Annotated in this window: 22 protein-coding genes; 13 read left to right on the top strand and 9 right to left on the bottom strand. The window is 41.0% G+C overall.

The window, feature by feature from the left end:
• Position 1 precedes the first annotated feature (1 nt).
• Together I6H64_RS00170 and I6H64_RS00175 are read right to left on the bottom strand one after the other, a co-directional pair.
• Positions 2-739, bottom strand: coding sequence for a hypothetical protein (locus tag I6H64_RS00170; RefSeq protein WP_008841569.1), 738 nt, complete (start codon positions 737-739; stop codon positions 2-4).
• Between the two features lie 356 nt (positions 740-1,095).
• Entirely contained in the window at positions 1,096-1,725 is a 630-nt protein-coding gene (locus I6H64_RS00175) for an HAD-IA family hydrolase (RefSeq protein ID WP_008841568.1), read from the bottom strand.
• A 134-nt stretch (positions 1,726-1,859) separates the two neighbouring features.
• On the opposite strand from I6H64_RS00175, the gene I6H64_RS00180 reads away from it, so the two are divergent.
• A complete protein-coding gene (locus tag I6H64_RS00180) occupies positions 1,860-3,383 on the top strand; it encodes a ClC family H(+)/Cl(-) exchange transporter (protein WP_056985180.1) in 1,524 nt (507 codons plus the stop codon).
• 152 nt (positions 3,384-3,535) lie between these two features.
• Here the strand turns inward: I6H64_RS00180 and I6H64_RS00185 are convergent, their stop codons facing one another.
• Positions 3,536-3,715: a hypothetical protein gene (locus tag I6H64_RS00185; RefSeq protein WP_008842473.1), complete on the bottom strand. Its 180-nt coding sequence runs from the start codon at positions 3,713-3,715 to the stop codon at positions 3,536-3,538.
• A gap of 142 nt (positions 3,716-3,857) precedes the next feature.
• Between I6H64_RS00185 and I6H64_RS00190 the strand changes: the two genes are divergently transcribed.
• Entirely contained in the window at positions 3,858-4,772 is a 915-nt protein-coding gene (locus I6H64_RS00190; protein WP_008842474.1) for an aldo/keto reductase, read from the top strand.
• A gap of 177 nt (positions 4,773-4,949) precedes the next feature.
• Here the strand turns inward: I6H64_RS00190 and I6H64_RS10065 are convergent, their stop codons facing one another.
• Positions 4,950-5,228, bottom strand: coding sequence for a hypothetical protein (locus I6H64_RS10065; protein WP_036685471.1), 279 nt, complete (start codon positions 5,226-5,228; stop codon positions 4,950-4,952).
• A 49-nt stretch (positions 5,229-5,277) separates the two neighbouring features.
• Positions 5,278-6,150 carry a LysR family transcriptional regulator gene (locus tag I6H64_RS00200; RefSeq protein WP_008841734.1) on the bottom strand — a complete coding sequence of 291 codons (873 nt, stop codon included), beginning with the start codon at positions 6,148-6,150 and terminating at the stop codon, positions 5,278-5,280.
• A 136-nt stretch (positions 6,151-6,286) separates the two neighbouring features.
• On the opposite strand from I6H64_RS00200, the gene I6H64_RS00205 reads away from it, so the two are divergent.
• The 3 genes from I6H64_RS00205 to I6H64_RS00215 all read left to right on the top strand — a co-directional run bounded on the left by I6H64_RS00205 (position 6,287) and on the right by I6H64_RS00215 (position 10,523).
• Positions 6,287-7,915 (top strand): malolactic enzyme, encoded by a 1,629-nt coding sequence (locus I6H64_RS00205; protein WP_002829670.1) that lies wholly within the window; start codon positions 6,287-6,289, stop codon positions 7,913-7,915.
• An 18-nt stretch (positions 7,916-7,933) separates the two neighbouring features.
• Positions 7,934-9,322 (top strand): class II fumarate hydratase, encoded by a 1,389-nt coding sequence (locus tag I6H64_RS00210; protein ID WP_005918164.1) that lies wholly within the window; start codon positions 7,934-7,936, stop codon positions 9,320-9,322.
• Between the two features lie 229 nt (positions 9,323-9,551).
• Positions 9,552-10,523, top strand: a complete 972-nt coding sequence (locus I6H64_RS00215; protein ID WP_002829672.1) for an AEC family transporter — start codon at positions 9,552-9,554, stop codon at positions 10,521-10,523.
• A gap of 391 nt (positions 10,524-10,914) precedes the next feature.
• On the opposite strand, the gene I6H64_RS00220 is transcribed toward I6H64_RS00215, so the two are convergent.
• Positions 10,915-11,190 (bottom strand): helix-turn-helix domain-containing protein, encoded by a 276-nt coding sequence (locus I6H64_RS00220; protein WP_002829673.1) that lies wholly within the window; start codon positions 11,188-11,190, stop codon positions 10,915-10,917.
• A 15-nt stretch (positions 11,191-11,205) separates the two neighbouring features.
• Positions 11,206-11,565 carry a type II toxin-antitoxin system RelE/ParE family toxin gene (locus tag I6H64_RS00225; RefSeq protein ID WP_008841737.1) on the bottom strand — a complete coding sequence of 120 codons (360 nt, stop codon included), beginning with the start codon at positions 11,563-11,565 and terminating at the stop codon, positions 11,206-11,208.
• A 470-nt stretch (positions 11,566-12,035) separates the two neighbouring features.
• Between I6H64_RS00225 and I6H64_RS00230 the strand changes: the two genes are divergently transcribed.
• Positions 12,036-13,946: an endonuclease MutS2 gene (locus I6H64_RS00230; protein WP_008841738.1), complete on the top strand. Its 1,911-nt coding sequence runs from the start codon at positions 12,036-12,038 to the stop codon at positions 13,944-13,946.
• Between the two features lie 209 nt (positions 13,947-14,155).
• Here I6H64_RS00230 and I6H64_RS00235 read toward each other — a convergent pair whose 3' ends face one another.
• Positions 14,156-14,656: a YbhB/YbcL family Raf kinase inhibitor-like protein gene (locus tag I6H64_RS00235; RefSeq protein ID WP_008841739.1), complete on the bottom strand. Its 501-nt coding sequence runs from the start codon at positions 14,654-14,656 to the stop codon at positions 14,156-14,158.
• A 140-nt stretch (positions 14,657-14,796) separates the two neighbouring features.
• Here I6H64_RS00235 and I6H64_RS00240 point away from each other — a divergent pair, with 140 nt between their 5' ends.
• Both I6H64_RS00240 and ligA read left to right on the top strand, forming a co-directional pair.
• Positions 14,797-15,552 (top strand): exodeoxyribonuclease III, encoded by a 756-nt coding sequence (locus I6H64_RS00240; protein WP_024862911.1) that lies wholly within the window; start codon positions 14,797-14,799, stop codon positions 15,550-15,552.
• 23 nt (positions 15,553-15,575) lie between these two features.
• Positions 15,576-17,603 carry an NAD-dependent DNA ligase LigA gene (ligA, locus tag I6H64_RS00245; RefSeq protein ID WP_008841740.1) on the top strand — a complete coding sequence of 676 codons (2,028 nt, stop codon included), beginning with the start codon at positions 15,576-15,578 and terminating at the stop codon, positions 17,601-17,603.
• A gap of 10 nt (positions 17,604-17,613) precedes the next feature.
• Here the strand turns inward: ligA and I6H64_RS00250 are convergent, their stop codons facing one another.
• Positions 17,614-18,033: a GtrA family protein gene (locus tag I6H64_RS00250; protein ID WP_005918139.1), complete on the bottom strand. Its 420-nt coding sequence runs from the start codon at positions 18,031-18,033 to the stop codon at positions 17,614-17,616.
• A gap of 54 nt (positions 18,034-18,087) precedes the next feature.
• On the opposite strand from I6H64_RS00250, the gene I6H64_RS00255 reads away from it, so the two are divergent.
• The 5 genes from I6H64_RS00255 (at position 18,088) to I6H64_RS00275 (ending at position 24,977) form a co-directional block, all read left to right on the top strand.
• A complete protein-coding gene (locus tag I6H64_RS00255; RefSeq protein WP_056985176.1) occupies positions 18,088-19,014 on the top strand; it encodes a glycosyltransferase family 2 protein in 927 nt (308 codons plus the stop codon).
• 130 nt (positions 19,015-19,144) lie between these two features.
• A complete protein-coding gene (locus tag I6H64_RS00260) occupies positions 19,145-19,960 on the top strand; it encodes an ABC transporter permease (RefSeq protein ID WP_002829682.1) in 816 nt (271 codons plus the stop codon).
• 15 nt (positions 19,961-19,975) lie between these two features.
• A complete protein-coding gene (locus tag I6H64_RS00265; RefSeq protein ID WP_008841743.1) occupies positions 19,976-21,046 on the top strand; it encodes an ABC transporter ATP-binding protein in 1,071 nt (356 codons plus the stop codon).
• A gap of 59 nt (positions 21,047-21,105) precedes the next feature.
• Positions 21,106-23,637, top strand: coding sequence for a glycosyltransferase (locus I6H64_RS00270; protein ID WP_005918935.1), 2,532 nt, complete (start codon positions 21,106-21,108; stop codon positions 23,635-23,637).
• Between the two features lie 191 nt (positions 23,638-23,828).
• Positions 23,829-24,977 carry a serine hydrolase domain-containing protein gene (locus I6H64_RS00275; protein WP_008841744.1) on the top strand — a complete coding sequence of 383 codons (1,149 nt, stop codon included), beginning with the start codon at positions 23,829-23,831 and terminating at the stop codon, positions 24,975-24,977.
• Positions 24,978-25,019: the final 42 nt, after the last annotated feature.

The following is a 25,019-nucleotide window of genomic DNA, read 5'->3' on the forward strand; positions in this document are numbered from 1 at the left end:
GTTATTTGTGCTTAAACCATGCACCGCTAGTACGTTCATTGTACATAAAAAGGGTACTGACTTCGCGGCCATGTCTGATCCGGTTATAAAAGTACCGGTAAGCGATGTAGTTAACTAAAGACATCTCGTAGTTACCCAGCCTTTGTTCCGGCACTCCGCGCATTTCTTCTACTTGAATACGATTAAAGATGCTAACGAAGATTGTTAAAAATTCAATAATCGTTTCTCGCGTTCCCACGATCACCCCTGGGTTGAGTAGCTGTAGTTCGGGATTTTCTTCGAAAAAGTTCCTCATTTCGGGCGTTTTGGGATCCCTTTTAATAATTCCCGCATCTAAGTAGTTAATTTCGTCGCCAAAATATAAAAACTGATCTTCTACTTGGTCAAAGGGATAGTTGAGTACAGTAACATCGGTAGCGTCAACTAAAGCTACTTTTTCAAATTCGGGATGCTGGACCAAAAAATTTAACGCAAGCTCCCAACGGATAAAGTATAGCGTTAATTTATATCGCTGAGGGTTAACTTGCACAGGTTCAATATGTAAATTAGCTTGCTTTTTTTGCCCAATCCCGTTAGCTAAAACGTAGACGGGAATGTCGTAGTAAGCGGCAGACTGGGCCAGCGGTTGGCAAATTTCGGTTAGCCCGTTAGTTTCTTCCGCGTCCCATGTAAATTGCGGGTCATAGAAACCTTTCAAAAATTCTCCTAGAATAATATTGTTTTTAGATATAGTAGTCATTAATTTTTAACTCCTGGTTAAACAGCGTAGTGTTTGTGTTCTTCTAATATTTAGAAGGATGAGCAGTAGGTTATACACTCTACGGAGATTATATCACACGTTAAACTATTAAAGCGGGTTATTAAAATAAAACGGGACTATCTCTGTTTATACGGAGAAATATTAGTCGTTAGAAGCGATTTAAACACCCTTAATTGACAAATTGTCGCGCTTCCGGAATCTTAGAGTTAGTAACTATTTCCAATTCTGCATTTGTCGGTTTAAAAAAACAGGAACCAGAGCTTAAATTCTGGTTCCTGTTTTCATTAGGTTACGAGCTTGTCGGTAATTATTTCACTTTGGTCGCTAAGCTTGTCTTAGTCCAATTGATCTACGGCGTCCATTAAGGAAGCTACCTTAGCGTTGTCGTCCTGGCGGTCAATTTGGATTACTTGCCAGCCTGCTGCTTGGGCCGGTTGGATATCCTTAGTAGGGTCGACCGCGATGTGAACGTGTTCGTCAACGTCACCTAACTGTTGGGCAACGTATGCGAAGAATCGTGCGTTAGGTTTGTAGGCCTGGACGTCTTCGGCGGTGATGATTTGGTCAAAATTATGTTCCAGTTTAACCACGTTAGCTTGAATTAAATCTTTAGAGTGGTTGGTCAGTAAGACAGTCTCGTAGCCTTTTTCTTTAATGTTATATAGTGCAGTTGGTGCATCGGGGAACGGCTCCATTACCGTGTGAGCAATTAAAACGTCACTAAAATCACTTGGGTCAATCGTGAAGTTTAGTTCTTCCGCAGTTTCGTTTAGAGCCACTTCCATTAGTTTAGAGTACTTCATAAACTCACTTTGTTGCATTAAAGCTTGTTCTTTTTGGCGGTAAGTATCCCGAACCTTCTTTTCGTCAATATCGTAGCGGTTGCCAATTCGTCCAACCGCTTCGTAGAAGGGTTGCACGTTAAACAAGGTGTTAAACCCTGCAAAGCTAACTACTTTTTTCATTTATAACACCATCCTCAATTATTCTTACCAATCCATTATACAGGTTTCTAACAAATCCTAAATTCAAAACTTGGCGAGAGTTTTAGTTATGCTAACATAAGTAAGGTTAATCTTTTGAACGAGGTGGAATGCTGATGCATTTAAAAATTGAAGACACCCGTCTATCAACCCTGTTGAATTCAGTAGTGGTGGGCGGTTTAATCGGATTAATTGTTAGTATTTTTCGACTGACGATTGAAAAGCTATTAATCTTTTTCCAACAGCTATACCAAAATTTTTCCACCGACTGGCAGTGGATTGTCCTGTTAAATCTTATTTTAGCAGTCGGAGTAGGCTTTTTAGTTAAAACGACGCCAGATATTTCGGGATCCGGGATTCCCCAAATTGAAGGACAGCTATCGGGAGAATACGAGGAACAATGGTGGCCGGTATTGTGGAAAAAGTTTGTCGGGGGTATTTTAGCAATTGGTTCGGGACTAATGTTAGGACGAGAAGGCCCTTCGATTCAGCTAGGAGCAGCCGTAGGGCAAGGCTGGAGCGAAACTTTGCGGTACCGCGGTTCGCAACGCCGGGTGTTAATCGCCGGCGGAGCTGCTGCCGGTCTATCCGCAGCCTTTAATGCTCCGATTGCGAGCACCCTGTTCGTGCTAGAAGAAATTTACCACAACTTTTCCACCTTAGTGTGGATTAGTGCGCTGACGAGTGCGGTGGTGGCAAACTTCATTTCGCTGACCTTTTTTGGGCTAACCCCCGTGTTGGCAATTGTTTATCCCCACGCACTGCCGCTTAATTTATACTGGCACTTGTTGGTATTAGGAATTTTACTGGGACTTTTTGGCCGGTTGTATCAAATCTGCACGCTGAAATTAAAGACTTGGTACGGTAAAATTAAATTTTTACCGCGATGGTTGGATAGTTTAGTACCCTTTATCTTAATTATTCCGGTAGGCTGGGGATGGCCGGCCTACCTTGGCGGGGGAAACACGCTGATTACCACGATTGCGGCGCAAAATCCGGTGTTTGTAACGCTCTTGATTTTACTAGTGATTCGGTTTGTTTTCTCCATGGTTTCGTACGGTTCAGGGCTACCGGGTGGAATTTTTCTTCCTATATTAACGCTCGGAGCGGTAAGTGGCGCCCTTTACGTAAGCATAATGGCACACTGGGGGTTGATCGACGCCCGTTACTTACCTAACTTTGTGATTTACGCCATGGCGGGCTACTTTGCCTCAATTGGGAAGGCACCGTTTACGGCCATCCTGTTGATTACTGAAATGGTGGGGTCGTTGCAGCATTTAATGCCGTTAGCGGTGGTGGCGCTAGTGGCCTACATTGTGTTGGATTTATTGGGCGGCGAACCAATTTACGAATCGTTGCTCCACCAGTTGGTACCGGATATTTTAGCGGAACCGCAGGGTCGCCAAGAACGGGTGGAAGTATTTGTAAAGGAAGGCTCCCAATTTGACGGGGCGGCAGTCCGCAACGCGCAATGGCCCGCACATAGTTTATTGATTAGTATTCAGAGGGGCCCGCGCGCAATTGTTCCGTCTGGAGATACGGTAATTAAGGCGGGCGATACCTTGGTAGTAACGCTACAGCACGGAAATCGAAAATACGTAGAGGAATACATAAAACAGAGGGCGGAAGTGCCCGGGTAATCTCTGAGGATTAACAGAAATGCCGGATTAATCGCGCTTTTGGCGATTGAGCCGGTATTTTGGTTAACCGGAAGAGATTGGGCACTGAAGCCCATTTCGACTACGCGGCAAAGAAGCACAAGGATTAACGGAAATGCGGCATTAATCGCGGTTTAGGCGGTTGATGCCGCATTTTGGTTAACCGGAGAGAGCTGGGTTACGGAGCCCATTTCGGCTATGCGGCAAAGAAGCGCAAGGATTAACAGAAATGCCGGATTAATCGCGCTTTTGGCAATTGAGCCGGTATTTTGGTTAACCGGAAGAGATTGGGCACTGGAGCCCTTTTCGGCCATGCAGCAGGAAAGCGCGGTAATGTCCTGATGGCAAAAACTTGCTGCGTCAAATGTTTATTGGCAGAACTATTAAAACTAAAGGGGTCCCTTTTTTTCGATTATCTGTTATGCTAATCACGAAAATATAACTGGAGGTAATCGTATGGCAAATTTAGTTCGAATTGGTAAAAGTGACGTAGAAACCACGGCGTTAGGATTAGGAACTAATAAAGTTGGCGGACATAATTTGTTCCCGAATTTAAAGGATGAAGATGGTTATGCGGTCGTGCGGAAGGCGTTGGATGAAGGAATTCAATTGCTAGATACCGCCTTTATTTATGGGAAGGGCCGTTCAGAAGAGATTATTGGCGACGTTTTACAAGATTACGACCGCTCTAAAGTGGTTTTGGCAACTAAGGCGGCCCAAGATCCGTTGCATGATTACCACCCCAACAACGATCCAGAATTTTTGACGTTACAAATCGACGCAGCTTTGCGGCGGTTGAAAACAGACTATATCGATATTTTTTACATCCATTTTCCAGACGAAACTACTAACAAATACGAGGCAATCAACGCGTTAGTTAAGGCACGTAAAGAAGGAAAAATTAAAGCCATTGGAGTTTCTAATTTCTCCCTAGCACAAATTAAGGAAGCTAACGTGGAAGACGTGATCGACGTTGTCGAAGATGATTATAGTTTAGTGCACCGGGATGCAGAAAAGGAATTGTTCCCCTATCTCGCAGAACACCAAATTTCTTTTGTACCATACTTCCCATTGGCGTCCGGAATTCTTACGGGAAAATATACGAAGAAAGATCATGAACGCTTTGACCAGTACTCGGAAGCTCAATTTAATCAGATAATTGAAGCAACTGAAAAGGTACGCCAAATTGCGGAAGCAAAACAAGCGACCGTGGCGCAAGTGATCTTGGCGTGGTACTTGAAGAATCCGGCCATCAGCGTGGTAATTCCAGGAGCACGCAAACCGGAACAAGTGGAAAGCAACGCAAAGGCAACGGAAATTGAACTTAGCGAACAAGAATATAAGGAAATTGACGAATGGTTTAAAAACTAGAGGGCGGAAGTGCCCGGGTAATCTCCGAGGATTAACAGAAATGCCGGATTAATCGCGCTTTTGGCGATTGAGCCGGTATTTTGGTTAACCGGAAGAGATTACCCGGGCACTGGAGCCCATTTTGACTATACAGCAGGAAAGCGCAAGTATTAACGGAAATGCGGCATTAATCGCGGTTTAGGCGATTGATGCCGCATTTTGGTTAACCGGAGAGAGCTGGGTTACGGAGTCCATTTCGGCTATGTAGCAAAGAAGCGCAAGGATTAACAGAAATGCCGGATTAATCGCGCTTTTGGCGATTGAGCCGGTATTTTGGTTAACCGGAGAGAGGTGGGTTACGGAGCCCATTTCGGCCATGCAGCAAAGAAGCACGAGAATTTTCAGCGTGAGCTGGTTAACAAAATTCGAGGGCGCTTGCTTAATCCCAAAAGCGGTTATTATGTCTGGAATTGGCATAATAACCGCTTTTTATATTAGCACGCACTAACTATTCGACTTTTATTGACTACTCCCGAATCAAATCGGCAATTCTTTGTTGGTAAGGACTTAAGATCCGGTCTTTACGTTGGACCAGGTTCATGTAAAACAAGGGTTGCTCTTCATCGAAAAAGGGCAGAACCCGAACGTCCGGGCGTTTAATTACCGCAGAATTGACGATAAAACCCACCCCTATGTTTTGGGCCACCATTTCTTGAATTACTTGGGAATCATTGCTTTGGTAAACCACGTTAGTCCGAAAATTGGTAATGTTGCTGAAATTACGCAGAGCCTCCGCATGAACAAAATTGCTATCAAAGGTGATAAACGACTCGTTTTTTAATTCGGAGAACCAGATTTTGTCGCGAGAAAAGAAGGGCGATTGGTTACCGACAATTGCGACAAAATGGTCGTTGCCCAAATGTTGGTAAGCTAGATTTTCGTTGAATTGCTTTTCGATGGCCCCCATTAGGGACATGTCGAGGGTCCCAGCAAGCAGCATTTCCTCTAGCTCAGCCGACCCTTTTTCCACGGGCACGATGGCCTTTAACAAATTTTGTTCGGTAAGGCGTTTGGCAATCCGCGGGAAAAAGTACTTGGTCATAATGGGTGGCAGACCCAAGATTAATTTTTTTGTATTGATATTTTTAATGCTATTTTGGGCGACGGTTAGGTGATCCAAGATTGCTTGCACGTGTTCATCCAGTTGTTGGCCGCTTAGGGTGACGGACAAATGGTGTCGGCCTTGATCCCGGGTGAACAGCGTGGTTTGAAAAGTATCTTCTAAGCGTCGGATAGCCATGCTGATAGTGGGTTGACTAACGTTAAATTCTTCAGCAACCGTAGAAAAATTTTTATTTTTTACTAGCGAATGAAAATATTTTAAATCTTTAGTGTTCATAACGTTCCTCCATAACCCTATTATATCAAGCTTTTTCGGTTAAATATAAAAATAATTTATAATATGCTAATAATTTGACTATAGCAATCCAGGAGTCTTAAACTTACCGCGTAATAAAAAATTGGAGGAAAGCAAAATGACTGAAAAAGCAATGAGTATTTTGAACAATCCTTATTTAAATAAGGGAACTGCTTTTACAAAAGCAGAACGCGATCAGTTAGGGCTTAACGGTTTGATTCCACCATACATCCAAACTTTGGATGAACAGGTAGCACAAACTTACGCTCAATTTCAAACTAAGGCTAATGATTTAGAAAAACGGTTATTCTTGATGCAAATTTTCAACGAAAACCGGGTACTGTTCTACAAGTTGTTCAGTGAACACGTTGTTGAATTTATGCCAATTGTTTACGATCCTACCATTGCGGATACGATCGAAAACTACAGTGAGCTTTATGTTCAATCACAAAACGCAACTTTCCTTTCCATTGATGATCCAGATAACATGGAAACGGCGTTGAAGAACGCGGCTGATGGTCGAGACATTCGTTTAATCGTAGTTACTGATGCAGAAGGTATTTTAGGAATCGGTGACTGGGGAACTAACGGTGTCGACATTTCGGTTGGTAAGTTGATGGTTTATACCGCTGCTGCTGGAATTGACCCAAGCCAAGTTCTTCCAGTTGTATTGGATGTAGGAACCAACAACGAAAAGTTGTTGAAGGATCCAATGTACCTTGGTAACCGTCACGAACGGATCAAGGGCGACCGTTACTTTGAATTTGTGGATCAATTTGTTCAAACTGCAGAAAACCTATTCCCAAATATGTATCTGCACTTTGAAGACTTTGGACGTGACCACGCGGCAAAGATTTTGAACAAGTACAAGGATCGTTACGTAATTTTCAACGATGACATTCAAGGTACCGGAATTATTACTTTGGCTGGTATTTTAGGTGCCCTAAATATTTCTAAGCAAAAGATTACGGACCAAGTTTACCTAAGCTTCGGTGCTGGAACTGCAGGTGCCGGAATCTTGAGCCGGATTTACGCAGAAATGGTTGAAAACGGCTTGTCCGAAGAAGAAGCTAAGAAACACTTCTACATGGTCGACAAGCAAGGTCTTTTGTTTGATGATGACGAAACGTTGACGCCGGAACAAAAGCCATTTGCACGTAAGCGCAGCGAATTTGAAAACCCAGAAGAATTGACCGACTTGCTATCCGTAGTGAAGGCAGTTCACCCAACTATCATGGTGGGTACTTCTACAAAACCAGGTGCCTTCACCGAAGAAGTGGTTCGTGAAATGGCTGCTCATACGGAACGCCCAATTATCTTCCCATTGTCTAACCCAACTAAGTTAGCTGAAGCAAAGGCGGAAGACTTGTTGAAATGGACGGATGGTCGCGCCTTGATTGCTACCGGAATCCCGGTTGATGATATTGAATACAACGGCGTTACTTACCAAATTGGTCAAGCTAACAACGCGTTGGTTTACCCTGGTTTAGGTTTAGGGGTCATTGCCTCAACTGCTAAAGTATTAAATGATACAATGATTTCTAAGGCTGCTCATTCATTGGGCGGTATCGTAGACGTAAGCAAACCAGGAGCAGCGGTATTGCCACCAGTTTCCAAGTTGAGTGAATTCTCACAAACGGTTGCGGAAGGCATTGCCCAAAGTGCAGTTGATCAAGGATTGACAAAAGAAACCATCACCGACGTGAAAAAAGCGGTGGCAGATACCCGGTGGACTCCTGAATACTAAAAATTAGGAGCGATAACGATGGCGGACTATCGAATTGAAGAAGATACATTAGGAAAGGTAAAGGTGCCTCAACAGGCTTTATGGGGCGCACAAACTGAACGCAGTCGGCACAATTTTGCGACGGGACCGTTGATGCCAGTCGAAGTAATTCGAGCATTAATTAACGTCAAAAAGGCGGCTGCGGGGGTGAACAATCGGTTTGGATTATTACCTACCGAAAAAACGCGGTTAATTCAAAAGGCGAGTGACCAATTATTGGCCTTAGATGATGCAACTTTAATGCAGGATTTCCCCCTGCGCGTTTTCCAAACTGGTTCGGGAACCCAGACGAACATGAACGTCAACGAAGTGATTGTGCACGTTGCCCAACAAATTGATTCTGATTTGGCGCTTTTACCTAACGACGACGTCAACAAATCGCAAAGTTCTAATGACGACTTCCCTACGGCAATGAACATTGCGGCGAGTCAAGCAATTAACCACCTTCTACCAGTGATTAAAAACTTGATTGCCACATTAACGGAAAAACAAAGACAGTATTGGGACGTGGTTAAAATCGGGCGAACCCATCTACAAGATGCAACGCCCTTGACTTTCGGCCAAGAAATTAGCGGTTGGGTAAGTACGTTAGAACATGATTTAGATTACTTAGCGAAGCTCAAGGATACGTTATTAGAGCTACCGATTGGGGGAACCGCAGTGGGAACGGGATTGAACGCTCCTGCCGGTTATGACTTAGAAATGGTCAACGAATTGAGTAAGGTGTACGACTTACGATTTACGACCCAAAATAAGTTCTTCGGGCTTAGTGCACATTCTGGAATTGGAGCTGTGCACGGCGCGGTGAAAACTTTGGCAGCCGATTTGTTAAAAATCGCTAATGACATCCGTTTCCTAGCAAGCGGTCCGCGGGCTGGTTATGGGGAATTGACGATTCCGGCTAACGAACCCGGGTCTTCAATCATGCCTGGTAAGGTTAATCCAACCCAAGCGGAAGCATTGACCATGGCAGCAACTCAGGTAATGGGTAATGACGTAACGATTAACGTTGCTGCTAGCCAAGGAAACTTTGAGATGAACGTTTATAAACCGGTAATTATCTTCAACTTTTTAGATTCCGTCAATTTGTTAAGCGGGGTGGTGGCTCAGTTTACCGAAAAGATGGTCGCGGGAATTGAAATTAACGCCGACCGGATGCTGGACTTGGTGGAACAATCACTAATGACCGTGACGGCGCTGTCGCCACATATTGGTTATCATCAAGCGGCAGAGATTGCCCAACTAGCAAGTCGGGAAGGATTGAGCCTCAAACAAGCTGCATTAAAGAGCGGTTTGGTGAATGAAGCGGACTTTGACCGGTGGGTCGATCCGTTGAAAATGACGAATAACAAAAGAGAGAGTGAGTGAATTCGGGTAATCTTCGAGGATTAAGAAAATTAGAGTGTTTTTAGACCCGGGTAGCTTCTGAGGACTAACTAGATCACAGCATTAATCGCGGGTTTGGCGATTGATGCTGTGATTGGTTAGCCGGAGAAAGTTGGGTTTAAAAACACGTTTCGACTGTGCAGCAGAGAAGTACAGGAATTAAGAAGATTTTCCAAAAGCTCGTTATAAAGAGAAAGAGAGAGTGGGTAAGATGGCGGCATTTATTACGTCCGTTGAAAGTATTATTACCATTCTGTTGATGATGGCCCTTGGCTTTGGTCTACGAGGAATGGGATGGTTTGACGACCATTTTAGTGGTAGTATTTCAAAATTAATTATGAACGTAGCTCTACCAGCTTCAATTTTTGTATCGGTAATGAAGTATTTAACGTTACCAAAACTAGTTAGCTTATCAAGCGGATTGATTTATTCGTTTGGTGGAGTAATTATTGGATATATCATCGCATGGATTACGGTTAAGCTATTAAAGGTTCGCCCAGGACGTCGCGGACTCTTTATGAATACCGTAGTTAACGCAAACACCATTTTCATTGGATTGCCACTGAACATTGCGTTGTTTGGTTCGCAAAGTTTGGCATATTTCTTGGTTTACTACGTAACTAACACGGTTTCGACGTGGGCGTTCGGGGTATTCTTGATTGCCAACGACGACCCCACTAAGCAAAAGGGTGACCAAGGTACAGAACGTAAAGTGAACTGGAAGAAGCTTCTTCCACCACCACTTCTTGGTTTTATCGTTGCCATCATCTGGTTGGTACTCGGTTTGCCAGTGCCAAGTTGGGCAGGTAACACCTTGAGTTACGTGGGTAATTTGGTAACCCCATTGTCATTAATTTACATTGGGATTGTGCTTTACGATGCCGGATTGAAGAGTATCCACTTCGACCGTGATACGGTCTTTGCATTACTTGGTCGTTTCGTACTGTCACCATTGGTAATTACCGGTTTGATTTTGCTTGGTGCACACACCGGACACGTATTGCCAACGATGGAAATGCAAACATTGATTGTGCAAGCAGCAGCACCAGGATTAGCGGTTATGCCAATCCTAGCAAACGAATCACATGGTGACGTAAAATACGCAACCAACTTGGTAACGACAAGTACGATCCTATTCATCGTAGTCGTACCAATTGTGATGACGTTGATTCAATTTATCTAGAGGACCCGATTAGGTCTCGAGGACTAACTTAATTAGGGCATTAATCGCGGGTTGAGCGATTGATGTCCTAATTTGGTTAACCGGAGGGGACTGGGTTTCGGAGCCCGTTTCGGCACAGCTGTACTAGAATATGGAAAATGTGGTTTTACGGAGAAGCGATTTAGCGATCGCAGCCAAGAATATATGACTGGTTAAAAAGCTAGCAAAAATAAAGAGAGAAAAGACTTGAAGCATTCTTCATGGGGAGAAGGACGGTTCAAGAAAATGGTTAAAAATTAACAGAGGACGGAATTCAGTTGTGAATTTCGCCCTCTGTTTTATTTTAAATATGAGTTTTATACATAGAATCTATGAACTATAGTTAGAGCAGTGTTTATATTGAAAAGAACGACTACTGGTTATGAAGGAATGGTTTTAAAGTTAGTTTAATTTCCAATCCTAAACCATGTGCATAGCGATTTAGAGTTTCTAGAGAAGGGGTGGAGTCAAGACTTTCAATTTTAGCGATACGAGATTGTGCCATGCCAATTCTTTTACCCAACTCTTTTTGCGTAATGTTTAGCTTGATTCGACGCTCTTGTAGATAAGTAAGAGTTTCAATAAGGTTTAACTCTTCAGTTGGAATATTCTTAGTGACTTTTTTTCTGAGTTCGTTCCAAGTAGCCATATCAACTAATCCTTTCTAATGTCGTTGTAACCAGTCGTCTAATCTGTTAATCGCGATGTGAACTTCCCGTGGATCGGTTCGATTTTTTTTCTTAGAGTAATGATGGAGCAGAATATAACGATTTTTATTCCAAGAGGCGTAAAAAATTCTTTCGGGTTGTGGTCTTAGCTCCATCAGGGGATGTTTATAGCCCTTTATAAATTTGACCTGAGGTTCTTTTAAGAGCGGTCCTAAATCTTGTAACAAATCAAGCTGGTGAATAATTTTTTTTAGAATAGCTCGATCATTTTTTTTGTGGCTTTTAGAAAGAGCCACAATATAATCGGATACTGGGCTTTTTCCATTGCTGTCAAAATAAAAATCAATTTCGTACATAAATCAACCTCTTTAATACTTAGAAATATAACAAATTTGTTATATAATTTCAATTGAATTTAATTGTGGAGACATAATTGTATATTTACCAACGTACAAGGCTGGAATGGCGGGTAACCTCCCTAAATTTAAATACGCAACTTTAAAAAAATAATTTAAAGAATTCTAATTGGTAATGAGGACTTAAAAAGTAAATATTTGACGAGCTTATTAAAATTTGTTAATTTACTTGTTGATAAAACCTATCTAAACACGAATGGGGAAATTTTGATGAGCGTGGCAAGTATCTAAATGTAAATATTGGCGCTAATTGAACCGGGGAAGACGGTTTTTTTGGCATGCTTTTACAAGCGATACCTGTCAAAATAAATTTTAAGTTTAGTTTGAAGACGACAGGGGATTACTGTGGTCTTTTTTTGTTTTAATTAGGTTTTATCGGATAGGTGTCTCTTTTATGAGAGGAAAAAGAGATGTTTGATCAATCATTATTTAAAAAATTACAATTTGACCGAGTGAAAAGGGGAGTTATTGCTAAAGCAGTTGGTGATTTTAGTAAAGAGAAACTTGAAAATATGCCAATTGAAAGCAATTTAGCAAGTATCAGGGTTAAACAACAAGAAACTAAAGAAGCACGAATAATTATTGAAAGTGGTCAATATATTCCATTACTAGGCTTGAAACAGATTAACCGGTTAATGAATAAAATTGATAAGGGCGTGATTCTGACACCCGCGGAGCTAATCGAATTTGCAGATTTCTTGCGTAGTAACCGGATGTTAAAAAAATTCTTTGAAAAGAATCGGTATCAGACGCCAACCCTGTATAAGTACAGCCAGGCGTTATCTAAATTCACGACTACCGAGGAACACATTTACCAAAAGGTTGATGATTATGAAGTATTAGATGATGCTTCTCGAGATCTTCGGAAGGCGCGGAGGCAATTTAAAACTATCAAGGACGAAATTCAAGATAAACTAATGAAGTTTTTGCGAAGTCCTAAAAACAAGCCGATGATCCAGGACGTTTTGATAGTTGAAAAGCAAGGCTCGATAACCGTCCCAATTAAAGTATCCTATAAATTTAAGGTTCCTGGTACGATTGTGGATCAATCAAGTAACGGTCAAACCGTTTATATCGAGCTAGATTTAGTCGCTAAGCTTAACGAAAAACGCGCGTTTCAAAAGGCAGTTATCGAATCTGAAAGCTATCAGATTTTAGCTGAATTAACGGGCGAATTAAGTGAACAAAGAACAAGTATTTTAAATGCTATTGACGCTGTGACAATGTTTGACATTATCTTTGCAAGGGCGAAGTATAGCCGGGAATACGGTGGAATTACTCCGCAAATCAACCAAGCGGAGCGCATTAATATAATTCAAGGGCGGCACCCGTTCTTGGTCGGTGCCCCCGTGCCGTTAGACTTTCAATTAGGAAAGGATTACCGGGGATTGATTATTACTGGTGCTAACGCGGGTGGTAAGACAATCGTCATGAAAACAGTGGGATTGTTAACCTTGATGGCGATGGCTGGATTACAAGTTCCTGCCCAAGCAGGGACTGAATTAGCAGTTTTTGACCAACTATTTGTGGATATCGGCGATGAGCAGAATATTGAAAATCAACTCAGCACCTTTTCTGCCCACATGAAAAATATTGCAAAGATTGTTCAAAAGGCCGGTCGCAATACATTGGTTTTATTAGATGAGTTGGGCAGCGGAACTGATCCTAACGAAGGGGCCGGATTGGCGATTGCGATTCTGGAAGATTTGTATCGAAAGGGAGCATTGATCGTTGCTACGACCCATTATGGAGAGATTAAGAATTTCACTAAAAAGCATGCGGATTTTACGCCGGCCGCAATGAAATTTGATCGTGAAACACTAACTCCTAAGTACGTACTGCAGGTTGGTGAAGTTGGCGACAGTCAGGCGCTTTGGATTGCCAAAAAAATGAGGATGCCCAAAGTATTGATTCAGCGGGCAGATAAATATATTATCAATCAGGCGAAATATGCAACCGAGAAAATACAGTTTCCTAAGTTGGCGAAGACTGATGATCTGTCCGATAAATCCGAAAACGAATTGAGGTACCAAAAAGGCGATCAGGCTTATTTAACGGAACTCAAAAAGGTGGGACTAGTTTACGAAGATCACGGCGATGACACGGTAGCAGTCTTTGTAGAACATGGCTTTCAAAATGTTTTACGAAAACGAACGCGGTTAAAAATGGCCGCCAACAAATTGTATCCCGTGGATTATGACTTGGAGAGCCTCTTTACTGATTTTCACCAACGAAAAATGCGTAAAGATCTAGAACGGGGCTCTAAAAAAGCACAGAAGCAGTTGGATAAAATGGCCCGGGCAAGGCAAAACAAAAATTAAGAAATGAACTAAAATTGCGCAGACTGTGAATATTAGTTAGGAATCGGTAATTATGTCTAGTTTAGGCATCGTTGCCGATTTTTAGTTAAGGAGCTGGCACCCGTCGCATTACATTAGAAAAACAACCAAAAAACGCTTTTTGAGAATTCAATTCTTAAAAAGCGTTTTTTTAGTAACTCTACCCTATAGTAACCAATCAGGATCTAAACTTAACCGCGGGATGGAATCTTAATCTGCGCTGAATCTAAAGCTAATGCTTCGATTTTACGCATTAAGTCGTTTAGATAAAATCCCTTAGGCAGGTTAGTAGGTTCCTTGAGCGCGTAAACGGTCAACGTATATTCGTGGTCGGTAGGCGGCTTAGGTCCCGAATAGTGTTCGAAAATTGCGGGATCATCCACGTCTAAAAACTTAGAAACGTAACTATTCTTTCCCTGGGTCATCCCGTTTTCCAAAGCGCTGGCGTTTTCAGGAATCAGATTGGTCACGGCGATGTCGGTCGCGATCCAATGAATCCACGGAAAGCCAGCAACGGGAACGGCGTCGTAATCAATTAAAGTTAGTGCTAAGGCTGCTGTGTCAGTAGGTAACTCATTAATTTCAATGGGAAAAGACCGAATTGGCAAATCGTGAAGCTTGTCGGCTGCGGGAGCGTATTTGCCAAAACGATCGGGTAAGTACCCGTTAGATAATGCAACGTTAATTTTCATAATTTATCACCTTCCTAGTTTGATTATAAACGTAAAGTTCCGTAAGTGGTAAACAACCTAGTTTGCTAGACAAACTTTAATAATTTTCCGTCAAGTTGTGCGATAATTAAAAGAGATAATTAGAAATGGGGGGCACGGTTTTGAAATTAATTTCGTGGAATGTGAATGGTTTGCGTGCGGCAGTAAAGCACGGCTTTTTGGACGTTTTCAACGAGTTGGATGCAGATATGTTTTGTGTCCAAGAAACCAAGCTACAGGAAGGACAAATTGACCTGGATTTGCCGGGGTACCACCAATACTGGAATTATGCAGAAAAGAAGGGGTATTCGGGAACGGCCATCTTCACTAAACGGGAACCGGTGGCGGTCTCTTACGGTTTAGGAATTCCTGAATTTGATCAAGAGGGACGGGTAATCACCCTAGAGTACGAGGAATTTTTCTTGGTTACCTGCTACACTCCTAATTCACAGCCGGAATTACGTCGTTTGGATTACCGAATGAACTGGGACGACGCCTTCCGAGCTTACGTAAAACAACTTGCCGACACTAAGCCGGTAATTTTTTGTGGGGATTTAAACGTAGCTCACGAAGAAATCGATTTGAAAAACGACCGCACTAACCACCATAACGCCGGTTTTACTGATGAAGAACGGCAAAAGTTTACCGAGTTGCTACAAAGCGGATTTACGGATACCTACCGCTACTTCTACCCTGATAAAGAGGGCGTTTACTCGTGGTGGAGCTACCGGTTTAACGCGCGAGCCAACAATGCGGGTTGGCGAATCGATTATTTTGTGACCTCCCAAGCATTGGACAAGCAACTCGCGGATGCTAAAATTCATACGGAGATTTTTGGATCAGACCACTGTCCAATCGAACTTGACCTGAATTTATAGAAACATGATATAGGAGAGAAAAGATGAGTTTACCGAAGCCAATTGAAAAAATGAACCTAACGGAAGCTAACGAACTTGCGGAACAACTCCGTGAAAAGCTCGACCGCTGGAGTGAGTTGTACTACACCAAGGATGCTCCCGAAGTTGAAGATTACGTTTATGATGAAAATTATGCGGACTTGCAAGCTTTAGAGCAAGCATTTCCAGAAATTGCTTCGCCAGATTCAATCACCCAACGCGTGGGGGGCGAAGTGCTTGCCGGATTTACCAAGGTTACCCACGCTGAACCGATGCTGTCGATGGGCGACGTTTTCTCTAAGGAAGAGCTGGCAGAATTTGACCAGCGTATTCAGAAAAATGTGGGCCATCCGGTTGATTACAACGTGGAGCTTAAAATTGACGGATTAGCGATTTCATTAGTGTATGAAGACGGTAAGCTAGTGCAGGGTTCCACCCGGGGAGACGGTAATATTGGTGAAGACATTACCAAGAATCTAAAGACCATTAAATCGGTTCCCCAGACCCTTAGTCGGCCGCTTTCTTTGGAAGTCCGGGGAGAATGCTACATGCCGAAGGCGGCGTTTGCGAAGTTAAACGAACAGCAATCGGCAGCGGGGAAATCCGTTTTTGCTAACCCACGGAACGCGGCGGCCGGTAGTTTGCGGCAACTAAACACGCAAATTACCAAAGCACGCGAGCTCGACACGTTTATCTATACGCTGGTGGAACCCGAAGTTTTGGGTGTACAAACCCAGCATGAGGCTATTCAGGCAATGGCAGAGTTAGGATTTAACACTAACCCCACCCAAACGGTTTGTCACAGCTTAGACGAAGTTTGGGGTTATATTGAGCGTTATGAAGACCAACGCGACGATTTGCCTTATGGAATTGACGGAATCGTTTTAAAGGTTAATGACTTAGGGTTACAAGCAAAATTGGGTCACACGGTTAAGGTGCCGCGTTGGGAAATTGCGTATAAATTTCCCCCAGAAGAAGAAGCAACTGTGGTGCGTGACATTGAATGGTCAGTGGGTCGGACGGGAGTAGTTACCCCAACGGCGGTCATGGATCCGGTGCAACTAGCTGGAACGACGGTGAGTCGGGCAACCTTGAATAACGTGGATCAACTTACTGCTAAAGACGTTCGGATTGGCGACACGGTGCTATTGCATAAGGCAGGAGATATTATTCCAGAGATTACGCGGGTTGTCTTGGACAAGCGTCCGGCAGACGTGGCGGACTTGACCATTCCCGATCAATGTCCTTCTTGTGGTAAAGAATTGGTACATTTAAATGGTGAAGTAGCCTTACGATGCATTAACCCAGATTGTCCCGCGCAAATCGTTGCGCGTTTGGAACACTTTGGATCCCGCAATGCAATGAATATTATGGGGTTGGGGCCTAAACAAATTCAGCAACTTTATGCAAAGGGATTTATTCACCATTTTGACGATCTATATAAATTAACTGCCGACCAACTAAGCCAATTAGACGGGTTTAAGGAAAAGCGGGTCAATAACCTCCTAGAAGCCATTGACCGTAGTCGGCAAAATTCTTTGGAACGTTTGGTTAACGGACTTGGAATCCAGGGCGTAGGAACCAAGATGGCCCGGACCCTTGCCGAAGCTTTTGGTTCAATGGACCGGTTAATGGAGGCTTCCGTAGAGGAATTTGACGCGGTAGATACGGTTGGTGAAACGCTTGCCAATAATTTGGCAACCTTCTTCCAAAGTGAAGCGGCGCGCAACATGATTGACGAGTTGAAGGCTGTGGACGTGAATATGGAATACCTTGGCGCGCAACCAAGCGAAGCGCCAGAAAACTATTTTAACGGTAAAAAGGTGGTCTTAACTGGTAAATTAGAGCATTTTACCCGTAACGAGTTGAAAGAAAAGCTGTTGAACTTAGGTGCAGACGTGGCCGGTTCGGTTTCGAAAAAAACGGACGTGTTGATTGCGGGCGCGGACGCCGGGAGCAAATTAACTAAGGCGCAAGACCTGGGTGTAGAAGTGATTGACGAAGCCACGGCTTTAGAAAAATTAGAGCAATAAAAAAATGGGATTACTCCCATTTTTTCTTCGTCCGAAAAACGACTAATTTACTAAAAGCATAGTTAGAAATGATGACGACGACGTTATCAATGATTTTAACGAAGATGTCGTTTCCGTGGAGCAGGGAAATCCCTACGTAGAGGATGACGATATCTAACGCCAACGTAGCGGCCCGCATCAAGAAAAAGCGGAGCGCTTCGGCAAATAAATCGCTGGCGGTTAAAGTGTGGGAATTGAACACCCACAGTTTGTTACTGACGTAAGCGACCAAAACCGACACGAACCAAGCAATTACGTTACTGACTTGGTAGAATATATGTAATTGGTCTACTAACACAGCAAAGACCACGATATTAACCAACGTGGTGACCACGCCCCAGAAGAGGTATGATATAAGGGATTTATATTTTTTAAGTATAGATTTTTTCAATTAAGAAACTCCAATATGGTTAGTATTTAAAGTGATTGAATCGGGTGAAGTACATTGAAGAAGCTATCAATAATTGTACCAGTATACAACGAAGAGGAAACGGTTGAATTATTTTATTCAACCTTATCTAAAGTTGAAAGGCTACTTGAGGTTAATTTAGAACTAATTTTTGTTGATGATGGCTCTAAAGATCGAACTCTAGTTAAAATAAAAAAGCTCCAGAAAAGCCATCCAGAAATTCATTATATTAGTTTCTCTCGTAACTTTGGTAAGGAAGCAGCTCTGTATGCTGGACTTCAAAAAGCTAGCGGAGATTTTGTAGCGGTAATGGACGTGGATTTACAAGATCCACCAGAGCTGCTGCCTAAAATGATGCGAATTCTTCAAGAAGGAGATTATGATGCTGTAGCTACTCGGCGAAAAAATCGCCGAGGAGAAAGTAAAGTTCGCTCAGTTTTTGCACACATATTTTATCATTGGATTAATCGGGTGAGTTCTCTTGAACTAGTGGATGGTGCTCGTGATTTTCGTGTAATGACGAGAAAAATGGTCGATAGCGTTTTGTCGATGCCAGAACGTGAGCGATTTAGTAAAGGACTTTTTAATTGGGTCGGTTTCAATACTTACTATATTTCATATGAAAATCGTGAACGAGTTGCGGGAAAAACCTCGTGGTCGTTTTGGGGTCTATTAAAATATGCTATTGAAAGTTTTGTATCTTTTTCTACTGCTCCTTTAGTATTTGTTACGTCGTCTGGTATATTTACTTGCTGCCTTGCTATATTAGGAGCAATTGTAGTTGTGGTGCGAGCAATACTTTTTCCGGGATCCGCTGTTTTCGGATGGCCGTCTCTAGTAGTAATAATTCTTTTCTTTAGTGGCGTACAATTGCTAAGTATTGGAATTATTGGGCGATATGTTGCAGAAATTTATTTAGAAGTGAAAAAACGACCAGTTTATATAATTCGAGAAGAAAAATAGTATTAGGTAAACGAATGCTTAAATTACCAAAGGTTAAGTTTTTTTTGAAGCAAGTTCGGAGTAAAATATAAAGGTATTTTGAATTTTGCTTTAAGATCACATAAATGACGGATATGAAGGGAATTTAATTATGAATGCAATGTTTCAAATCATTAAAGACCAGTTCTTGAATTTTAAGATAATTCGTAGAATGGCTAAATATGATGATCGAGCTACATACCAAAGCCACTACTTAGGATTGGCGTGGGAATTTTTAAACCCGCTAATTCAAATTGGAATTTACTATCTAGTATTCGGAGTGGCTTTGAAACGTGGAGATCCTGCTCCAGGAGTGCCTTACCTGCCATGGATGGTTTTAGGAATTGCTCCTTGGTTATACATGAATAAAACAACTTTGGACGCGTCACGAAGTGTTTACCAACAAGTTGGATTAGTGTCCAAGATGAAGTTTCCAGTCAGCGTTTTACCGTCCATTAAAATATACGGTAATTTGTATAGTTACTGGACAATGATGGCATTTGGCGTTTTCTTAATGTTTACTAACGGTATTTATGTTTCCATTTCGTGGATTCAGTTCATTTACTATTTCATATGCATGATTGCCTTAATGTTTGCGGTTGGGATATTTAATTCGACAGTTAGTGTGCTAATTCGCGACTGGCATATCACGCTTCAGTCAATTTTAAGAATGTTGTTCTACATGAGTGGGGTTTTGTTCAATTTTACAACGTCTAATTTTCCAGCATTCTTAGTTCGCTTGTTAGAATTAAATCCATTTTATTATGTTTTAAATGGGATGAGAGAGTCACTGTTAAATAAAGGATGGATTTGGCAACAACCTAACGTTAATTTAACAATTGTCTTTTGGTTATTTGTTTTAATAGTAATGATTGTAGGAAGTTATTTACACAACAAGTTCCGTTCACATTTTGTGGATTTAATCTAGTGGAGGTTTGTTAAATTGAACCCAGAATACAAAGTAGAAGTAAAAAATGTAACTAAGGAATACGATCTATATAAGACTAAAAGCGACCAATTAAAAAACTTTTTTAGTCTTGGAAAAGTAGATGTGCCTCATTTTTGGTCTTTAAAGGGAGTTAGCCTCTCGATTAAAGCTGGCGAAACTCTAGGAATCATTGGAATTAATGGTTCAGGAAAGTCGACTTTATCAAATATTATTTCAGGTATTATCCCTCAAACTACGGGATCTGTAGAAGTTAGAGGGGATACCTCGATTATTGCAATTGGAGCAGGTCTTAAAAGAAATTTAACGGGAGCAGAAAATATCCGGCTAAAGGGGCTAATGCAAGGGTTAAGTATTCAAGAGATTGAAGACCTTAAGAGCAGCATTATTGATTTTGCGGATATTGGTAATTTTATTGATCAACCAGTTAAAGATTATTCCACTGGGATGCGTTCTCGTTTAGGCTTCGCGATTGCCGTGCATATTAACCCCGATATCATCATAATTGATGAGGCCTTATCCGTTGGTGATGACACTTTTTATCAAAAATGTGTTAATAAAATTATTGAATTTAAAAAACAAGGAAAGACGATAATATTTGTAAGCCACTCTCTTGGTCAAGTCGAAAAAATTTGTGATCGAGTAGCTTGGATGCATTACGGCGATTTACGAGAAATTGGGGATACAAAGGAAATCGTTGATCATTACAGAACCTTCTCAAAAGACTTTAAGAAGAAAAGCTCTGCTGAAAGACGTGAATATCAAGCAAAGAAGAAGCAAGAGCAGGCTGATTTTGATATTGAAGAATACAAGAGAACACTTATTGAACAAACATTAGAAAACGAACAAGTTAATAGAGCAAAAGCTGAGAAAATAGTCAATAAAGCAATGTATGGTCAAATTTTGCCTGAAAAAATGACTACTAGTACTAAAGCTGTGTTATGGTGTGCCATTCTATTAATGGCGTTCTTTTGCCTAGTTAACATATCGGGACATTCAATTACTAATTCGGTACAGCATCCCACAACTTTACTACATCCAACACATAGAGTAATTACTAAGGGCTAGCGTTAATTATTCCGGTAAGGGCCCTAAAGACGTAGGAGAAGCAGGAGGAGTATTAAAAAGTGGGCAGTAAGTTAAAAGATTTTAAAAAGCGGGTAAAGTTTCTTGTTCGGCCGATTAGGGAATACATTTCGAATTCGCGGGTTAGAGAGAATGCATATTACTATCACCAATTAAAAAAGAATAGCATTAAGAAAAATAGTGTTTTACTGGAGTCCTATCATGCAGTAAGTATGACGGGGAACGTTTATGCAATTTTTACAGAACTAGTAAAAAGTAAACCTGACTATGATTTTTATTGGGTGTATGCAGTCGATAAAGACCCGATGATGGATTGCTTAAAAAAAGAATTTCCTGATAGTAAACTACACTTTGTAAAACATGAAAGTAAAGAATACTATCGGTTATTGGCTAGTTGTGAAATATTAATTAACGACACTTCTTTTATGCCCTATTTCATTAAACAAAAGGGGCAAACGTATGTGAATACCTGGCACGGCACCCCTTTGAAGACGTTAGGATTAGATATAAAGGGTAGTGGCTGGGCGGATCACAAAAATATTCAACGTAATTTATTGCAAGCAGATAAATTACTCATGCCTAACAAATTCACGGCTGACCGGTTGATAACCAGTCATGATTTAAATGGAATTCTGCCAGCTCAAGTTTACGTGACTGGAAATGCCAGGGTTGATTTGAGTTTCGACGATGCTAAAAAAATCCGCCAAAAGTATCAACTAGGCGAAAAAAAGATTGTTTTGTTTGCGCCAACGTGGAAAAAGGATATAGAAGATACTACTGTAGAAGATCTTCAACAATTGATAAATCAAATGCAAAGCTTGCAACAAAAAGTTGGAGAAGATTACAAAGTACTGTTAAAAACACATTATTTTGTATATGACTTTTTTGTAAAAGAAGGTTTTGGCGATCAGGTACTACCAAATTGGATTGATACAAACGAATTGCTTAGCGCCGTTGATATTTTGATTACGGATTACTCTAGTATTTTCTTTGACTTCTTACCATTAAAGCGCCCGGTATATTTTTATATTCCAGATAAAGAAGCGTATGCAAAAGCACGGGGCTTTTACATGGACTTAGATACTTTACCAGGATTGGTGTCTGAAAACTTAGATGAGATTGGTGTTGCTCTAGCGGGAAACCAATCCGTATATTTGCAAGAATACGCAACTAAGTACGAAAAGTTCTGGCAAAAATATTTATATTTAGATGATGGAAAAGCGCGTAAGCGTGCTGTAAAGGCCATTTTTGATCAAGAGGGCAAGGACGCCATAAGTTACGAGTCTGGTAAAAAGAAGATAATGATGTATGCTGGTGGTTTTTACAACAATGGAATTACAATCTCAGCAATCAACCTTTCTAATTACATTGATTATGATAAGTATGAACTAATTTTTTGGGATTTTTCAAAGATTAATGCTGAAAAAGCCGGCAATATCATGCGTGTAAATCCCAAGGCACATTTTATTTATAAATTCTCAAATACTATTCGAGATTTAAGTGATACTTACAACCAAAATTGGATTTACCGTCAAGGGGCGAATACAAAGTTTGGTAGTATGAAGAAGTATCAAAAACAAATTGCATATGAAGTTAGACGAATTCTTGGTAATTTTGAACCCGATGTAGTTATAGATTTTGGTGGATATAATAAGATGTTTACCGCGATAACTGCGGCGGCCCCATTTAAACGAAAAGTAGTATATCTCCATAATGACATGCTTGGTGAGTATAACAAGGTAATTAATGGCAAGTACAAACATCGCTGGAATCTAAAAGTCACCTTTAGTATGTACAATTATTTTGATGAAATCGTATCAGTTTCCGAGAGTGTTAATGATCAAAATAAACAAAATTTAAAACCATGGATCCGCGATCTTTCTAAAATGGTTTACGTAAATAATGTAGTAGATGCTAAGGGAGTTTTAGAACAAAAGCAGTTAGTACATGAGCAATTAGAGGGCCTACAAAAATCACGGTACGATCAGCAATACCGGATTGTTTTTGATGAGTCAGTTAATTGGGGTGGTATCTTAACTGAGAAGAGTTTTATTAAGCCTGCAGAAGATAAAATTAATTTTATTAATGTAGCCCGTTTATCTCCAGAGAAAAATCAAATTAATTTGATTAAAGCTTTTGAAAAGATAGTCGCAAAGAACAAACAAGTTCATTTATATATTGTCGGAAATGGTCCCTTGAGAAGACAACTGGAAGATTTAATATACGATCTGGGGTTGTCTGAATATATATCCTTAACCGGCTATGTGTCTAAACCGGCTATGCTGACAGAATTAACGGATTGTTTTATTCTACCCTCCAATTATGAAGGACAAGGACTATCAATTATAGAAGCAATGCTACTAGAAAAGCCGATTATTGGTACAGACGTACCAGGAATACATTCAGTGATTAGTGGAACAGCAGGTTTATTAGTCGAAAATACAATAGATGGAATTGCAAAAGGAATGGATAAATTTATTAACGGTGAAATAAAGGCGTCTAATTTCAATCACAAGAAGTATAACGATGAAGCTTTACAGCAATTTTATTCGATTGTAATTGGGAATCAATAACCACTATAATAGTTACATTTAAGAAGGCGGAGTTAATAACTCATGCCTTTTTTATATACCTAAAAAACTAAATCTTTAACCTCCTATTGCTAATATTTAAGCTTATACTTAATTTTCCCTTTAAAGCTAGTTCTTTAACGACATTTAGTGTAAAACTATATCTGGTAAACTTATTTGGGGGAGAAATCGAAATGTCAAAAAAATTGATTAATAAGTTGGTTATCGGTGGATTAATCGTTCTCGCATTGATAATAGTTTGGGGGCAGGCAAGTACATACTTAAAAAAGCCCGCCGCTACTGAAAAAAATAATCATTTGGCGATTCCACGAGCGACTCACTCGACGGAAAGGGGAAGGTTGCAGCAAGCACTTTCACCAACCGGATTTAGTGGCTCAGCAATTTTAGTAAAGAACAACCAAATTGTTGATAGTTACACAGCGGGAGTGGAAGATAATGAAGGTGGCAAAAAGAATCGGTTAACTACTGCTTATGAAATTGATTCTTTGCAAAAATCACTCACGGCTGGACTAGTAATGACCTTGGTTAATAGGCATGAAATCGCCCTTACGGATCGCCTTAATCAGTACATAACGGGCATACCGGGTTCTGCGGAAATCACCATTCGACAGCTACTCGACATGACATCGGGATTATCATTGCCTAAGCTTAAATATAAAGGTGATAGTTTATCTAGAAAACAGTATTTAAAAATTCTTCGAAAGAACGTTAAATTTCAGCCGGAAAAATATGGTAAATGGAATTATCAGCCCGTCAATTACGTGCTATTGTCAATGATTTTAGAAAAAGTTACGGGGGATAGTTACCAACAGCTATTCACAGAACGTTACACAAGCAAGTTAAACTTACAGCAAACCGTATTCGCAACTGACACTACTGGTTATGATACGGCTAAGGGGTATTATCTCAAAAAACAAGGGGACGAAGTTAAACAAGTGCTTCAAAAGCCTAACTTGGCGACGGTTGAATCAGAATTAGGCACGGGACAAGTGTACATGTCCGTTGCGGATTATTATAAAACATTAGCTAAATTACTTAATGGTGGACTCCTAGGCAAACCCACTGTGCAAACATTGTATCGACCGGCTAACGGGGCTCAAGTCAAATACCATGGAGGTCTGTACACTAATCACCAAAATTATTACTCGGCTAATGGTTACGGCTACGGATTTGAAGACCATATTCGAATTAGTCCGGATGGTAAACAAGCCCTCATCGTATTTAGCAATCATCAAGGCAATAAAATAAAGGGCCAAAAATTAAAACAAGCAGTTGATAAATTGACCAATCAATATTTTAAAACAGCGCAGATAAACGAGTAATGTACTATTTTTGATGTCTAAAATTTGTCCTATAATGGACAT

Source organism: Pediococcus acidilactici (assembly GCF_016127815.1).
Lineage (GTDB): Bacteria > Bacillota > Bacilli > Lactobacillales > Lactobacillaceae > Pediococcus > Pediococcus acidilactici.

Coding starts and splice junctions, on each gene's coding strand:
- I6H64_RS00170 (WP_008841569.1), bottom strand. CDS start 739: ATGACTACTATATCTAAAAACAATATTATTCTAGGAGAATTTTTGAAA.
- I6H64_RS00175 (WP_008841568.1), bottom strand. CDS start 1,725: ATGAAAAAAGTAGTTAGCTTTGCAGGGTTTAACACCTTGTTTAACGTG.
- I6H64_RS00180 (WP_056985180.1), top strand. CDS start 1,860: ATGCATTTAAAAATTGAAGACACCCGTCTATCAACCCTGTTGAATTCA.
- I6H64_RS00185 (WP_008842473.1), bottom strand. CDS start 3,715: ATGGCCGAAAAGGGCTCCAGTGCCCAATCTCTTCCGGTTAACCAAAAT.
- I6H64_RS00190 (WP_008842474.1), top strand. CDS start 3,858: ATGGCAAATTTAGTTCGAATTGGTAAAAGTGACGTAGAAACCACGGCG.
- I6H64_RS10065 (WP_036685471.1), bottom strand. CDS start 5,228: ATGCCAATTCCAGACATAATAACCGCTTTTGGGATTAAGCAAGCGCCC.
- I6H64_RS00200 (WP_008841734.1), bottom strand. CDS start 6,150: ATGAACACTAAAGATTTAAAATATTTTCATTCGCTAGTAAAAAATAAA.
- I6H64_RS00205 (WP_002829670.1), top strand. CDS start 6,287: ATGACTGAAAAAGCAATGAGTATTTTGAACAATCCTTATTTAAATAAG.
- I6H64_RS00210 (WP_005918164.1), top strand. CDS start 7,934: ATGGCGGACTATCGAATTGAAGAAGATACATTAGGAAAGGTAAAGGTG.
- I6H64_RS00215 (WP_002829672.1), top strand. CDS start 9,552: ATGGCGGCATTTATTACGTCCGTTGAAAGTATTATTACCATTCTGTTG.
- I6H64_RS00220 (WP_002829673.1), bottom strand. CDS start 11,190: ATGGCTACTTGGAACGAACTCAGAAAAAAAGTCACTAAGAATATTCCA.
- I6H64_RS00225 (WP_008841737.1), bottom strand. CDS start 11,565: ATGTACGAAATTGATTTTTATTTTGACAGCAATGGAAAAAGCCCAGTA.
- I6H64_RS00230 (WP_008841738.1), top strand. CDS start 12,036: ATGTTTGATCAATCATTATTTAAAAAATTACAATTTGACCGAGTGAAA.
- I6H64_RS00235 (WP_008841739.1), bottom strand. CDS start 14,656: ATGAAAATTAACGTTGCATTATCTAACGGGTACTTACCCGATCGTTTT.
- ligA (WP_008841740.1), top strand. CDS start 15,576: ATGAGTTTACCGAAGCCAATTGAAAAAATGAACCTAACGGAAGCTAAC.
- I6H64_RS00260 (WP_002829682.1), top strand. CDS start 19,145: ATGAATGCAATGTTTCAAATCATTAAAGACCAGTTCTTGAATTTTAAG.
- I6H64_RS00275 (WP_008841744.1), top strand. CDS start 23,829: ATGTCAAAAAAATTGATTAATAAGTTGGTTATCGGTGGATTAATCGTT.